Origin of the sequence: Candidatus Roseilinea sp. NK_OTU-006 (assembly GCF_012931985.1) — a bacterium.
Taxonomy (GTDB): Bacteria; Chloroflexota; Anaerolineae; order J036; family Brachytrichaceae; genus JAAFGM01.
Window position 1 is genome coordinate 1 of sequence record NZ_JAAFGM010000004.1, and the last position, 14183, is coordinate 14183.

Annotated in this window: 15 protein-coding genes and 1 pseudogene; 8 read left to right on the forward strand and 8 right to left on the reverse strand. The window is 58.7% G+C overall.

Annotation, left to right across the window (positions count from 1 at the left end):
* Positions 1-1025 (reverse strand): calcium/proton exchanger (gene cax / locus GXH28_RS03550; protein ID WP_169237647.1); only part of this gene is annotated, 1025 nt, incomplete at its 3' end.
* 105 nt (positions 1026-1130) lie between these two features.
* On the opposite strand from cax, the gene GXH28_RS03555 reads away from it, so the two are divergent.
* On the forward strand, positions 1131-2204 hold the full coding sequence (locus GXH28_RS03555; protein ID WP_169237648.1) for a protein kinase domain-containing protein: 1074 nt from the start codon (positions 1131-1133) through the stop codon (positions 2202-2204).
* On the forward strand, positions 2201-2914 hold the full coding sequence (gene rpe, locus GXH28_RS03560) for a ribulose-phosphate 3-epimerase (protein WP_240550159.1): 714 nt from the start codon (positions 2201-2203) through the stop codon (positions 2912-2914). Before GXH28_RS03555 ends, rpe begins: the two co-directional genes overlap by 4 nt.
* Before the next feature lie 28 nt (positions 2915-2942).
* On the opposite strand, the gene rpmB is transcribed toward rpe, so the two are convergent.
* On the reverse strand, positions 2943-3170 hold the full coding sequence (gene rpmB / locus GXH28_RS03565) for a 50S ribosomal protein L28 (RefSeq protein WP_320447913.1): 228 nt from the start codon (positions 3168-3170) through the stop codon (positions 2943-2945).
* Between the two features lie 83 nt (positions 3171-3253).
* Between rpmB and GXH28_RS03570 the strand changes: the two genes are divergently transcribed.
* From GXH28_RS03570 to GXH28_RS03595, 6 genes are read left to right on the forward strand one after another with little or no spacing between them, the layout of a single operon-like run.
* Positions 3254-3607, forward strand: coding sequence for an Asp23/Gls24 family envelope stress response protein (locus GXH28_RS03570; protein WP_169237649.1), 354 nt, complete (start codon positions 3254-3256; stop codon positions 3605-3607).
* Positions 3608-3635: 28 nt separating this feature from the next.
* Complete coding sequence (locus tag GXH28_RS03575; protein ID WP_169237650.1) at positions 3636-5318, forward strand: DAK2 domain-containing protein; 1683 nt, start codon at positions 3636-3638, stop codon at positions 5316-5318.
* 3 nt (positions 5319-5321) lie between these two features.
* Positions 5322-6191: a DegV family protein gene (locus GXH28_RS03580; RefSeq protein WP_169237651.1), complete on the forward strand. Its 870-nt coding sequence runs from the start codon at positions 5322-5324 to the stop codon at positions 6189-6191.
* Positions 6192-6235: 44 nt separating this feature from the next.
* The gene (locus tag GXH28_RS03585) at positions 6236-7138 is read left to right on the forward strand and encodes an FAD binding domain-containing protein (RefSeq protein WP_169237652.1); all 903 of its coding nucleotides are present in this window, start codon (positions 6236-6238) and stop codon (positions 7136-7138) included.
* 54 nt (positions 7139-7192) lie between these two features.
* Positions 7193-8536 carry a cytochrome P450 gene (locus GXH28_RS03590; RefSeq protein WP_169237653.1) on the forward strand — a complete coding sequence of 448 codons (1344 nt, stop codon included), beginning with the start codon at positions 7193-7195 and terminating at the stop codon, positions 8534-8536.
* Positions 8537-8546: 10 nt separating this feature from the next.
* Complete coding sequence (locus tag GXH28_RS03595) at positions 8547-9338, forward strand: XdhC family protein (protein ID WP_169237654.1); 792 nt, start codon at positions 8547-8549, stop codon at positions 9336-9338.
* Positions 9339-9397: 59 nt separating this feature from the next.
* Here the strand turns inward: GXH28_RS03595 and GXH28_RS03600 are convergent, their stop codons facing one another.
* The 6 genes and pseudogenes from GXH28_RS03600 to GXH28_RS03625 form a co-directional block, all read right to left on the reverse strand.
* On the reverse strand, positions 9398-10033 hold the full coding sequence (locus tag GXH28_RS03600) for a LysE family translocator (protein ID WP_169237655.1): 636 nt from the start codon (positions 10031-10033) through the stop codon (positions 9398-9400).
* 3 nt (positions 10034-10036) lie between these two features.
* Complete coding sequence (locus tag GXH28_RS03605; protein WP_169237656.1) at positions 10037-10690, reverse strand: L-ribulose-5-phosphate 4-epimerase; 654 nt, start codon at positions 10688-10690, stop codon at positions 10037-10039.
* A gap of 13 nt (positions 10691-10703) precedes the next feature.
* Positions 10704-11318: a signal peptidase I gene (lepB, locus tag GXH28_RS03610; protein ID WP_169237657.1), complete on the reverse strand. Its 615-nt coding sequence runs from the start codon at positions 11316-11318 to the stop codon at positions 10704-10706.
* 39 nt (positions 11319-11357) lie between these two features.
* A complete protein-coding gene (locus GXH28_RS03615; RefSeq protein WP_169237658.1) occupies positions 11358-12116 on the reverse strand; it encodes a sugar phosphate isomerase/epimerase family protein in 759 nt (252 codons plus the stop codon).
* 188 nt (positions 12117-12304) lie between these two features.
* Positions 12305-12493 (reverse strand): annotated as a pseudogene (locus GXH28_RS16175) (ribulokinase); the annotation flags it as partial.
* A gap of 291 nt (positions 12494-12784) precedes the next feature.
* Positions 12785-14164, reverse strand: a complete 1380-nt coding sequence (locus GXH28_RS03625; protein WP_169237659.1) for an amidohydrolase family protein — start codon at positions 14162-14164, stop codon at positions 12785-12787.
* Positions 14165-14183: the final 19 nt, after the last annotated feature.

The window sequence follows — 14183 nt, forward strand, 5'->3', positions numbered from 1 at the left end:
CCTTCTAACCAGTTTGACTCTCCGTCAAAGGCTACCATTGCGGCTATTACAACCCCGCCTCCCAACGCAAGCAATTCAAATCGGTTGAAAATTAAGGTTAGAGGATTACCAATCAATAAACTGATAAAAACCAGTAAGGGAGCAACAAACAATGCAATTTGTAAACTGGATGATACCGCAATTTCTAATGAAAGGTCCATATTATTCCGAACCGCCACCGTTACCGATACCAGATGTTCTGCAATATTTCCGATGAGTGGGATAAGAATCACTCCTAAAAAGAATTCCGATACACCAAACGACACTATCACCTCTTCCACTGAACCAACCAGAAACTCGCTCATGAACACTACCCCCAGGGTGGATAATGCCAGTATGGAAATGGCACGCGAAGGTTTCCAAAGCCGGCTGACTTCGCTCTCTAACTGAACCGCAGCGACTGCGATCGGGCTTTTGGCTACTCTCAGGGTATAAATTAAACCAATCATATACAAAGCAATCATTACTCCTGCTACCCCTAGACTCAACAGTTCAACCCCCCAACTCCCTTCGACACCAATGGAATGGCTGAAAAAGGATGGAATAATTAATGCGATAATGACAACGACCAGCATCACAGCATGATTCGAAGATTGCTGACGATCGAACCTTTGAATACCGTTTTTTAGTCCCCCAAGAAGCATAGAAAGACCCATGACCAGCAATAGATTTCCTATGATTGACCCTGTGATGGAAGCTTTAACCAACTCCAGTAACCCCTGACGGATGGCCATGATGGTAATGATTAATTCCGCAGCATTTCCCAAAGTAGCATTGAGTAATCCACCAATTTTTGGGCCGGTATAAGCGGCCAATGCCTCGGTTGATTCCCCAATTAAAGATGCCAAAGGGATCACAGCAATTGCGGAGAAACCAAAAATCCAGATCGCTCTCCAGTTAAAAATCTCAGAAATAACGCTAACTGGAATTGCCAATAATAATATGTGAATGGGGTGTTTTTGGAGGTAAGAGATCAATGTTTTCAAGAATAACTCTCCACGGATAGAATATCTAGATTATAACTCCGATGCCACGCCAGAAATTCCACTTCGAAGTGGTGTGATATAATTCAGCCAATATTATCTAGGATTATGGAAGATTCGAAAACTGTTGTACCTGTTTTAGGCAACCGCTACCAACTGCTCCAAACAATAGGAACGGGTGGTATGGCAGTTGTCTATTTAGGCCGTGACACCATGCTCGAACGGCCAGTTGCCATCAAAATCCTGCGCGAGGACTATTCCAAAAACGAAGCCTTCCGAGAAAGATTTCGCTTAGAAGCCAAAGCGGCGGCAAACCTCTCCCATCCCAACATCGTAACGGTACATGACTTTGGCTTTGATTCCGATCGTCTGTTCCTCGTCATGGAATATTTGCCGGGCACAGATCTAAAAACGATTTTGCGCGAAAGAACCCGTTTGCCGATTGAGGAAGCAGTCAACATCATTGTTCAAGCCGCAGCCGGAATTGGCTACGCGCATCGGGCAGGGCTAATCCATTGTGATGTCAAACCCCACAATATCCTCGTCACTCCTGATCAGCGTATCAAGGTAACTGATTTTGGCATCGCCCGCGCCATGGCAAGTATTCATCCCGAAGAAAAATCGGATGTGGTTTGGGGATCGCCATTGTATTTCTCACCTGAACAGGCTGCGGGTGAACCTCCTTCACCCGCTTCAGATGTATATTCGTTGGGAGTGGTTTTATACGAAATGGTGACGGGAAGACTGCCGTTTCAAAGCAGCGACCCCGTTGAATTAGCCCGGATGCACCGAGAAGTACTACCACCGCCTCCTCGTCGCTTTAATCCTGAAATTCCACCCACCCTTGAGCAAATCATCCTGAAAGTGTTATCCAAAGAACCGGCAGCTCGCTATCGCACCGCCGATCAGTTTGCCAGGGTGTTATCTACCTTTTTACAAAATAATCCAGAAGCCCCTATTCTAACCTACCAAAACCCCAGCGAAGCAGATACTCAACCTCAATTAATTTCTGTACAACCGGCTTCCTCTTCATCGCTTCCCCAAGCTTCCCAAGCGAGCGATGATACCACATTGAACATTGATTGGTTGACAATCTTTCTTGCCTTGCTGGCCATTTTAGCGGTTGGCGGTTTGATCCCCTTGTGGTTGTATATCTGGTTTTCTTTCAATCCTCCCATTTGAAAGGGATTATTGACTTGTTTTACCTGTCAGCTTCAATTCTTTCAGCAGATTTTGCTAACCTCGCGGATCAAATACACAAGGCGGAGGACGCCGGCGTTGACTGGATTCACATTGATGTGATGGATGGCCATTTTGTACCCAACATTACCATGGGTCCATTCATCGTTGAAACCTGCCGGAGAATTACATCTCTCCCACTTGATGTCCATCTTATGATTGAAAAACCGGAGAATCACATCCAATCCTTCATTAACGCCGGTGCCAATTGGGTCAGCATCCATATTGAAGGCAATTCTAATGTCCATCGAACCCTTCAAGTCATTCAATCCCTTGGCGCCAAAGCAGGCATTGTTCTGAATCCGGGAACTCCCGCTCAAGCTGTTGAAGCCATTTTACCTTTCACCGACTTGGTTTTGGTCATGACCGTAAACCCCGGATTTTCAGGGCAATCCTTTATACCCCAAATGCTAGGAAAAATCAGCACCATCAAGAACATGATAGAAAAGACAAATTTAAGGGCCATTCTTCAGGTGGACGGAGGTATCAACCCGCAAAACATCTCCGTCGTTGCGCAAGCTGGTGCTAATTGCTTCGTTGCAGCCACCGCAATCTTTAAGCATCCGCAGGGAATTGCAGAGGGTGTAATTTCACTCCGAACTGAATTACAAAAAAAAATGCGGCTTTCGCCGCAAATTCAAGAAAACGGTTGATAAAACCGTATCTCTCGAAAGGATTGAACTACTTGGTCTTAACCAATGTCCGAATGCATTTTGCACATAATATACGCCGAACTTTCCGGCCGCTTTCCATCACCATCACCCGCTGCAGGTTGGGTTTATAGGAGCGGTTTGTGGCACGCATGGAGAAACTTCGGTTATGACCAAAAGTTGTTGTTTTTCCGCATCGTTCGCATTTAGCCATGATCATCAAATCCTTTCCAGCAACAAAACTCTCTTCCAGCCGCATAATGACCGGACGCAAGTTGGTATTTTACCACACAGCGCATCTTTTTTCAATACGAATTGTTTTATAAAAGAGGGATTGTCATAATGAGCGAAACAAATCCGCTAGGCAATATTTTCGTATCACACCGCGCCATCGCATCCATTGCCCACATGGCTGCAATTGAATCATATGGTGTTGTGGGATTAGCTGCAAAGAACCTGGCAGAGGATCTTGCCAATAAAATCGTCAAAGATCCTTCCAAGGGCGTTGAGGTCGAGTTCAAAGAAGATGGCATTGTAATTGACCTTTATATTATTGTCGAATACGGAACTCGGATTAAAATGGTAACTTCTAGCGTCGCGGAGAATGTGCGCTATCAAATCGAGAAATGGCTCGAGTTACCCGTGAAAGAAGTCAATGTTCACGTGCGCGGCTTGCGAATCAGCGACACGGATTAGAAAATCTAATGAATTGGTTTGGAGCACTATGATTGATGATATGAATCGAACAACCCTGCCTCAGGCAAAGGAAATTGCCCAGGCAGGGAAACTGGATGGAATTGGGCTTAAAAGACTGGTAGAGGCCGGCACGCTCTGGTTGAAAGCCAATCAACAACTGGTTAATTCCTTAAATGTGTTTCCTGTGCCGGATGGTGATACGGGCACAAATATGCTTTTGACAATGCAGGCTGCTTATAATGAAATCCTGCATTCCGATGAAAGAAATGTGGGAAAGGTTGCTCACGCCATTGCCCAAGGTGCTCTAATGGGGGCAAGAGGTAATTCCGGTGTGATCTTATCTCAATTGTGGAGAGGTTTTGCTCGTGCTTTGGACACTTTTGAGGAAGTGGACGGTGAAATTCTCATCAAGGCATTGGTAGAAGCCAAAAACACGGCTTATAAAGGTGTCGTCCGCCCCGTCGAAGGCACAATTTTAACAGTTGCGAAAGATATCGCCACAGCCATTGAATCCTTTAAAGGTAAACCTCTATCAATGGAATGGCTGGAAAAAATCGTATTTGAAGCCGATCTTTCCGTCCAGAAAACACCCGAGCTGTTGCCCATTCTTAAACAAGCCGGCGTGGTTGATTCCGGTGGCAAAGGTTTGTTTATCATCCTGGAAGGCATGTGGCGCTTCGTCAACGGCTTACCGGTGGAAGACGCCTCGCGCGCGGCCAGCAGCGTCCGGCTGAGCAGCGAGGCCAACTTGCAACACGAGGGCGGCTGGGGCTACGACGTGCAATACCTGATCTACGCCCGCAGCGGCCAGGCGCTCGATGTCGCCCAGATTCGCGCCGACATCGAAGCGATGGGCGAATGTCCGCTGGTGATGGGCGATGAGCACATCGTCAAAGTGCACGTGCACGTGCCCGACCCCGGCGTGCCCATCAGCTACGGCGCACGGCTTGGCTCCTTGCGCGACGTGGTCGTCGAGGATATGCAGGCGCAGTCCGAAGCATTCACCGCGCATACGGCGCCGCCCGCTCGCCCAGCCGAAGAGAGCCTGCCCGCAGCCCCAACGGCCATTGTCGCCGTCGCCTCCGGCGACGGCCTGGCGCGCGCATTCAAAGAGGTGGGCGTGCGCGTCGTCGTCGAGGGTGGGCAGACGATGAATCCAAGCGTGGATGACTTCCTGAACGCAATCGCGAAAGCCAACGCGCGCAGCGTCATCCTGCTGCCCAACAACGGCAACGTCATCATGACGGCGGAACAAGCAGCGGAGATCAGCGAGACGCCGGCTTGCATCGTGGCCACGCGCACGGTGGCGCAGGGCATCGCCGCAGCCATCGCCTTCAACCCCGATGCCAGCGCGGAAGAAAACGCCGCCGCCATGCGCGAAGCCGCGCAGCGCGTCACGACCGGCGAGATCACCGTCTCGACCCGCGACGCGACCATCAACGGCGTGCGCGTGCGCGCCGGTCAGGTCATCGGCTTGATTGACGACCAGCTCGCCGTGGCCGACGATGGCATCCCGGCCACCCTGCTGGCGCTGCTCGAGAAAGCCAACGCCCGCGAGCGCGAACTCATCACGCTGTTCTATGGCAACGGGCTGACCGAAGCGGAAGCGACGCCGATCGCCGAGGCGGTGCGCCAAACTTATCCATCCCACCAGGTCGAACTCGTCGCCGGAGGCCAGCCGCACTATTACTTCATCGTCAGCATCGAATGACGCATGACCCTCTGTCGCACCCCGCCGATCCGCGTCGTCACCGATAGCGCCGCACGATTGCCGCTAGATTGGGCCAAGGCGCACGACGTGATTGTGCTCCCACACTACGTCGTGCTGAACGGGCAAACGTATCGCGAGGACCTGGACCTGAGCGACACCGATTTGGCGCAGCAAGCGATCCGCTCGAAGTCCCCATTCGCCGTGCGCGCACCTCGCATCGAGGACTTCGACCGCGTATACGCTGCATTGGCCGACAAGCGCGCAGAGGTCATCTCGATCCATGTGTCGTCAGCACTCAGCGAGACGGTGCAGAACGCGCTGAAGGCGCGCGAAGCCTATCGGGGGCGTTGCACAATCCACATCGTGGACTCGCGCAGCATGGCGCTGGGATTAAATGAACTCACACGGGCAGCCGTGAAGCTGGCCGAGGCCGGCGAGGCCGGCGAGGCGATCGTCAAACATCTGCGCGGCCTCATGCAGCAGATCTACGGCATTTTCATCTCGGACGACATGGACTACCTGGAACACAGCAAGCGCCTGCGGCCAGCGCAGGCTATCCTCGGCGCCATGTTGGGCGTCATCCCCTGCCTATCTATGGAAGATGGCGACCTCGTCGCCGTAGAAAAAGTTCGCACGGCAGAACGCGCCATCGAAAAGGTGCTCGAATTCGTGACCGAGTTCGATGACCGAGCGCAACTCGCCGTGCTGCAGCTTTCGCCACAACCGAACGACCGCACCCGGGCGCTGATCGAAGCGCTCCAAACGCATTTCACCAGGATGAAGGAAATTCCGGTGAAGTCGTGCGGCGCAACCGTCGGCCACATCATCGGGCCACATGGCATCGGCGTGATGGTCTATGAAGGCAAAGTCTGACCGATCATCCGCAGCGATGGATGAAGGATGATAAATTACACAGCATGGTTATGCTGAATCTGAAGGAGTATCACCGGCCGCAGGGGTTAACGGAGGCGGTCGAGCTGCTCAAGCGGAAGGAGCCGCGCACGGTCGTGTTGGCCGGCGGCACTTGGCTGGTAGGCGAAGCGCCGCGCGACGTGGAAGCCGTGGTAGACATCGCCCACTTAGGCCTGAACCGCATCGTGGTCGAGGGCAACCTGCTGCGCATCGGCGCTGCCGTGACGCACCAGGCGCTCGTGGAGAGCGAGCTGCTTGGCCTAAACGCCCGCAGCGCGCTGCGCATCATCGGCGAGACGGCGCAGGCGATGTCCGGCCTGAACATTCGCAACCGCGCCACAATCGCCGGCGCCATTGTGACGGCCGACGCCGCCTCACCGTTGGTGACGGCGCTGCTGGCCTGCGACGCCGAGGTGGTGGTGGCCGGCGCCCGCGACCGATCCAAGGACGCGCAAGAACCGGACGACTTCTGGAAGGTGATCCCGCTCGCCGGCTTCCTGGCCTACCGCCGGCAAGTGCTGGCGGAAGGCGTGCTCATCACCGAGGTTCGCATGCCGATCCCCACGCCCGACACGCGCAGCGCCTACCGGCGCGTGGCACGCACACCGAAGGACTATCCCATCGTGTGCGCTGCCGCATCGTTTGCCATGAAGGATGGCATCGCCGGCAATGTCCGCATCGCCGTCGGCGGCGTCGCCCCGACGCCGATTCGCCTCAGCCGACTCGAGTTCGGCCTGGAGAAGAAGCATGTGTCCGACTGGCTCGAAAGCGAACTCGACGCGCAGATGCAGATGCTCAACCCACCAGGCGACTGGCTGGGCAGCGCGGCATACCGCAAGGAGATGGCGCATGTGCTGGTGCGCCGCGCCGTTCTGTCCATCGCCGATGACGCGCGCGGGCCAACATAGGCCGGGTCGTCTTCCTCATCGGGTTGGTTGACAAGTGGAAAGTGAGTCGTTGTTGTGGCAGATCACAAGATCCCAACTCTGGGCACATTTCGCAGCCTGTCGAGTCTGCTCGAAGCATTCAAGAATCCCAGCGCCTTCCTCCTCAGGCTGAGCTGCGCCGCTGGAGACATCGGTCAATTCAAAGCCGGACCGGTGCACATCATCTGCGTGAACCGGCCGGAGTGGGTACATACCATCCTCGTCGAGCAGGCCAGCGCCTTCCGCAAAATGCCGGCGGTGAAGACCCTGAGCGTCTTCACGGGCGATGGTCTGCTGGTCAGCGATGGCACCACGTGGGCCAGGCACCGCCGGTTGGTCGCGCCGGCCTTTCACCGACAACGCATCCTGGCTTACCAGGAAGTGGCGGCGCAGGCAGCGCGTGAGACGATCGCCAGTTGGCAGGATGGCCAGGTGATTGACCTGGAGCGCGAGATGAAGCGGCTGACCCTCACCATCGTCGGTCGCGCGCTCTTCACCCGCGACGTGAACGAGATTGCGGATGGATTCAGCCGCGATGTTGACTGCGCCCTGGACTACGTGAACGGCCTCTCGGGCCGGGTGACGCTGCCGCTCGTCCGCTCGATCGCGCGCCGCAACCGTGAGGCGTTAGCGGCCATTGCGCGCGTGGATGCCACCGTGCGCAGCTTGATCCGCGCCCGGCGCGCACAACCAGCACCGCGCGGCGACGATTTTCTGGACATGCTGCTTGCAGCGCAGACGGAAGACCGCGAATCGCTCACCGACGATGAAGTGCGCGATGAGGTCATCACCATGTTCGTGGCCGGACATGAGACGGTGGCCACCGTGCTGACGTGGTTGTTCTACCTGGTGGCGCGCCTCCCAGAGGTGCAAGCCCGCCTGGAGCGCGAAGCCCGCGAGGCATGTGCAGCCGGCGACACGCAGAACAGCGCCCCCTTCCAACGGCCCTACGCCCTGCGCGTGTACAAAGAGGCGATGCGGCTCTATCCGGGCGGCTTCACCATCGGGCGCGAGGCGATCCGCGACGTGCGGTTAGGCAATTACATCATCCCGGCCGGCGCATGGGTGATGATCTCGCCGTATAGCGTGCATCGCAACCCGGCCATCTTTCCAGAGCCCGAACGATTCAACCCCGAGCGCTTTGCCCTGGAGAACGAGCAGGCGCTGCCGCGGGCCGGCTATATCCCGTTCGGCATCGGCCCGCGCGCGTGCATCGGCGGCCAATTCGCGCTCATGGAAGGACAAATTGTCGTGAGCACGTTCGCGCAACACGCGCGCCTGGTCAACGTCACCCCCGGCGAGGTGGGCATTCGTCCGCTCGTCACACTGCGCCCCAGCCGGAAGATCGAGATGCGCGTCGAGAAAATCAGCAGCGATTAACATGAGCGCAATGAACATCCTCGGCCTTGCCTCGCAATGTGTCGAGCGCGGCGAACCCTGCGCGCTCGTCACCGTCATCCGCACCAGCGGCAGCGTGCCGCGCCACGCGGGCGCGAAGATGCTCATCGCCGCCGACGGCGCGATCCTGGGCGGCACCATCGGCGGCGGCGAGATGGAGAACCGCGCCATCCAACTGGCGCAACGCGCCATCGCCGATGGTCAGGCGCGCGTCGCGGGTTATTCACTGGCCGACCTGGCCAAAGGAGACCCCGGCGTGTGCGGCGGCACTGTCGAGCTGTTCATCGAGCCACTCTTGCCGGCCCCCACCTTGCTCATCGTCGGCGCAGGCCATGTCGGGCGCGCGCTGACGCACCTAGCCAAGTGGTGCGGCTTTCGCGTGATCGTCAGCGACGACCGCGCCGAGCTATGCACGCCCGAACAATGCCCCGGCGCGGATGTCTATCTTCCCGGCCTGCTGAGCACGCGGTTGGCCGAAGTGCCCCTCACCGCCCGGACCTATGTCGCACTCGTCACGCGCGGCTACCCGATTGACGTGGACGCCCTGCCCACCCTGCTCGATTCGCCAGTCGCGTATATCGGCGTCATCGGCAGCCGGCGGCGCTGGATGACGGCCGCCGAAGCGCTGCGCGAGCGCGGCGTGAGCGACGCGATGCTCCAGCGCGTGCGGGCGCCCATCGGCCTAGAGCTGAACGCCGAGACGCCGGAAGAAATCGCGGTCAGCATCATGGCCGAGATCATCATGGTGCACCGCCGAGGCAACGGGAGGCCGATGCCGGGCTAAAGGACGGGCGACGGCCTCCAAGAATCGGAGACGGCGCCCAGCCCATAGCGGCTCAGCGCTCAGGGGCTGCGCGAGCCGGAGAGGGCCGTCATCACGCCCAAGCCGACACACACCGCGCCGGCGAAGATGCGCTGACCGCGCCAAAAACGCCGGTTGCCGCGCAGCCAATTCCCCAGCGATCCGGCCAGCAGGGCATAGGCCCCGTCGTTCACCATGGCCAGCGCAACGAACAGCAGGCCCAGCAGCAGCACCTGCGCCGCCACATCGCCCTGCGCGGGATCAACGAACTGCGGCAGGAAGGCAAAAAAGAACAGCGCGGTCTTCGGGTTCAACGCGTTGACGACGACGCCCTGCGCGAAGACGCGCTGCAACGACTCCCGGGGTGTGGCCGGCGCGCCGGTTGCCGGTTCGCGCGTCCGCCATTGGCGCGCACCGAGATAGATGAGATAGGCTGCGCCGAGGTACTTCACCGCGTTGAAAGCCAACGCGGAAGAGAGCAGCACCGCCGAGAGACCCAGCGCCGCTGCGACGATGTGCACCAAAGCGCCCACTTGCACGCCGGCTGCCGATACCATGCCGGCCAGCCGGCCTTGGCTCACGCTGCGGGCGACGATGTAGAGCACGGCCGGGCCAGGCGCCACCAACAGTGCGAGCGAAGCCAGGACGAACAGTTGAATCTGCACCGGCTGTAGCATGGCTCAAGCGCGTTGGCCATATACGTTGCTGTAACGGTCGTGCAACTTCGCAATGTCGTCCGGGGCGATGGGGATGGGCGCACCGAGCTGCAACGCATAGAACGACGTGCGCGCGGCATCTTCAACCATCACCGCAGCTTTAACGGCAGCCTCGGCGGTCTTGCCGATGGTGAACACCCCGTGGTTCTGCACGACCACCGCCTTGCTATCCCCAATCACGCGCAGCACCTCCCGGCCGATCGCCTCGCCACCGATGAGCGCAAATCCGCCGAGCGGAATTTCGCCGCCGAACTCGCCGGACATGCCGGTAAGCAAACAAGGGATCGGCCGGCCGACGGCAGCGAAAGCGGTCGCGGCGAACCTGCTGTGGGTATGACACACGCCGCTCACATCCGGGCGGTGGCGGTAAATATACAAATGGGTTCGTGTGTCGCCGGAGTAAGCCAAGTCGCCCTCGACCACGTTGCCGTACAGGTCCACGATTACCAGGTTGTCCGGGCGCAAGTCCTGGTAGCGCCCGCCGCTGGGCTTGATGACCACCCAGCCGGTCTCGGGGGCGCGCGCACTCACGTTGCCCATCGTCCACACCGCCAGGTTGTATTTGGGCAACTCCAGATGGAGCGCGTGAACTTGCCGCTGCAGCGAGTCGAGCTTCATGGCCAAGCGAAGGTCATCGGGGGCCGGCCGACTTGTAAGTGTAATGCTGCACAATGTGCAGATCGCTCAGTGGCCAGTAGAGCAGCAGGGCGCGGCCAACGATCTTATCCGCCGTCACGGGACCGAACGCGCGCGAATCTTGGCTGAAGCTGCGGTTATCGCCCATGATGAAGTATTCATCAGGGCCCAGCACCCATCGGGCGCTGCCGTGCATTGGGCCGGAGTAGGCGCCGGGCGGAAGATACGGCTCATCAAGCGGCTCACCGTTCACATACACGCGGTTATCGCGCAGCTCAATCACATCACCGGGCTTGCCGATCAGACGCTTGATCAGTTCAATGTCTTGAATCGGCGAATGCACGACAACGACGTCGCCTCGGTTGTAGCCGAACAGTTGCGGTGAGATCTTATCCACCAACAACCGTTGATCTTCATGGTAATTCGGTTCCATGCTCTGTCCGAGGATCGAGTAGTTGCCGATGGCGAACCGCGCGACGGTAAACACGACGACGAAGAGCGCCACTGTCTCGGCAATCTCGCGCAGCAGGGCGCGGCTGGCGCCGCCTTTGGATTGCGCCGGCAACGCCGCCGCTTCCGCCGCATCGGGAATGGGGGCCGTCTCGTTCATCCGTGCGATTGTAACCGGCTGCTCGACCCGTGCGCTCGCTTACCCCAGCCATCCCCGCGCGACGATGTTCTGATAGCTCCGGCGCGCGCTTTCCAGCTCACCCTTGGGGCACTTATCTTGCTCAACGATGTACCAATCCACGCCGCTGGCATCGCCGGCCGCGAAAACAGCGTCGAAGTCGAGGATGCCCTCGCCGACGATCTCAAACGTGTGCGATGGGTCAGCGCTCATGTCTTTGAGGTGGATCAGGGGCACGCGGCCGCTCAGCTTCTTGATGTAGGCGACGGGATCCTCGCCGCCTTTCTTCACCCAATAGACATCGAGCTGGGACTTGAGCAACGCCGGATCGGTGTTGTCGAAGAGCTGGTCGAAGGCATACTTGCCGTTGGGCAGGCGTTCGAACTCGAAGGCGTGGTTGTGGTAGTGAAAGACCAAGTCGTGCTTCTGTGCCTGCAACGCGGCCTGCTCCATCAGCCTGCCGGCGCGCAGCCAGCCTGTCTCACTGCGATACGATTCCGGCATCCACGCCACGCCAACGTAGCCCGCCCCAAGCATCGCGTAGTCTTCCAGCAGCTTCTCAAGCCCACCCCCCAGCGCATCCATGCCGACATGTCCGCTGATCATCCGGATGCCCAGGTCATCCAGAATCCGCCTGAGTTCTCTGGCGCTATGGCCGCCCATGTCGCCCGCAAGTTCCACGCCCGTGTAGCCTATCCGGGCCACTTGCGCGAGCGTGCCGACAAAGTCCTTCTTGAGCGTCTCTCGAACGGTGTAGAGCTGAAGTGCAATTTTGCGCATGGTGGTGGCTGACCGATGAACGATGGCGAAAGGCCGATCACTCAACGACCCTGGCTGGCCAATTTGATCCGCTTGAGTATCTTGATCGTGCTGTTCGTATCCCGGCCGAAGTAATCGTGCAGCCGGACATATTCGCTGTAGAGCTGATCGTAGATCGGCCGATGCACTGGATTGGGCATGAATACTTCATCTTTGGGATCTTGCAACGCCCAATCCGGTTCGAGTCGGACGCCGCTTTCGGGCAAACGCTCGTCAATGACGCCATTGGCATACGCGCTGACTGCGCTCGCGATCTCGGCGCCGCCGCTGACGCGCACGAGCACAGCTCTGCCGGATAGGGCGCCGAAGTCAACGCCAAGTGTGTATTTGGGGGACATGCGTCTCTGCGCTGCTTCGAGCCGACGCGCGCCGGCAGCAGCCATCCACCATGCTACTTAATTCCGACATTTGCGCAAGCGCAGACGAAACATGGTTCATCGCATCAACACGTGGAGGGGGTGCGGCCTATCGCGCTTCACTCACACAGGCAAAACAATCGGCTTGTATCGCTCTCGATGAGTGTTGCGCCTGAAGCGATCGGGGTGGCCCCCCGATGGCTGCTGCGCCATAGCCGGCCAGGTTCATCGGTCGCCACACCCGCGCATGCGCCGTTCTAGCTCGCCACTGCATCACCGATGCCACAACCGGTCAGCGGCCTCGCGCGTCCGAGCAATTAGCGCTTCCGGATCCGCGTTGAGCACGACGTAGTTGCGCTTCAACCATCGGCCAGCCACCATCACACTGTGTACGTCCACCGCATCGCGCCACAGGATCAGTTGGTCGAGCAAATTATGCGCGGTGATCGGCGTCGGCAAATCGAGGTCAATCGCGATCAGGTCGGCCTGTTTGCCCACGGCAAGCGACCCAATGGCATCGTCCATCGCCAGCGCGCGTGCGCCATCGCGGGTGGCCATCTGCCACACTTCGCGCGCGGGCATCGCGCCGGGGTCCAGCAGCCGCGCCTTATGAATCAGGAACGCGCCGCGCAACGATGCGAAGAAGTTAGCGACATAGCCATCGGTGCCCAAGCCGACGATGGCCCCGGCTCGGCGCATCTCCGGCACCGGCGCGATGCCGCCGCCCACTTCGCAGTTGCTCAGCGGCATCGTCGTCACGCGGATGCCGCGTTCGCCGACGATGCGCACCTCATCCGACGAGAGCTGAACGCACTGCGACGCCAGCGTGGTCTCGTCGAGGATGCCCAGGTCGTCGTAGTGCTCGATCGTGCGCCGGCCCCACTTCTTCAACGCTTGCTCCGGCTCATACGTCCCCTCTGAGCAGTGGAAATGCAACAGCACGCCGAGTTCCTTCGCCAACCCATGCGCCTTGCGGATGAAGTTGTCGCTGCACGTGAAGGTGGTGTGATGGCACATCGCGCCGCTGATCAGGCGCGGCGCGCGAACCCCGGCGCCTGAACCGCCGCTCAGCCCATACTCAGCGCGACACGCCCGGATGAACTCGACGTTCTCGCGCAAGCCCAACTCGCCGTTCTCCTCGCTCACCCGCTGGGTGGCCTCGAAGCACAGCACGCCGCGCAGCCCCCAGCGCGCGACGACCTCGGCCTGGACGAACAAGCCGCCGGGGATGGCGTTGGGCGCCTCCAGGCAGTCGAAGAACGTGGTAATGCCGCTGCGGATCATGTCGTAGCACGACAGATCCATGGCTGCGCGGAGCATGTCGTGGTCGAGGCGATCTTCGATCTTGCCCCACCAAAACTCGTTCAAGAAAGCCCAGAAGTCCGCCGGCGCATGCTCGGTGGGGATGCCATGTGCCAACACACCGTAGCAGTGCCGATGCGCGTCCACGAAGCCGGGCGAGATGGCGCAACCGCGCAGGTCGGTCACTTCGGCGTCGGGGTGTTGAGCGCGCATCGCCGCAATTGCGCCGATGCCGGCGATGCGGTCGCCCTCGACGAGCACAGCATGATCGGGTTTAGGCGGCTCACCCGCCGAGGTGACCAGCCAGGAGCAAAGCAGCAGTTGACGTGCCGGAAGGTGATCCTGAGTCATGGCCCCGATTTTAGGCGCG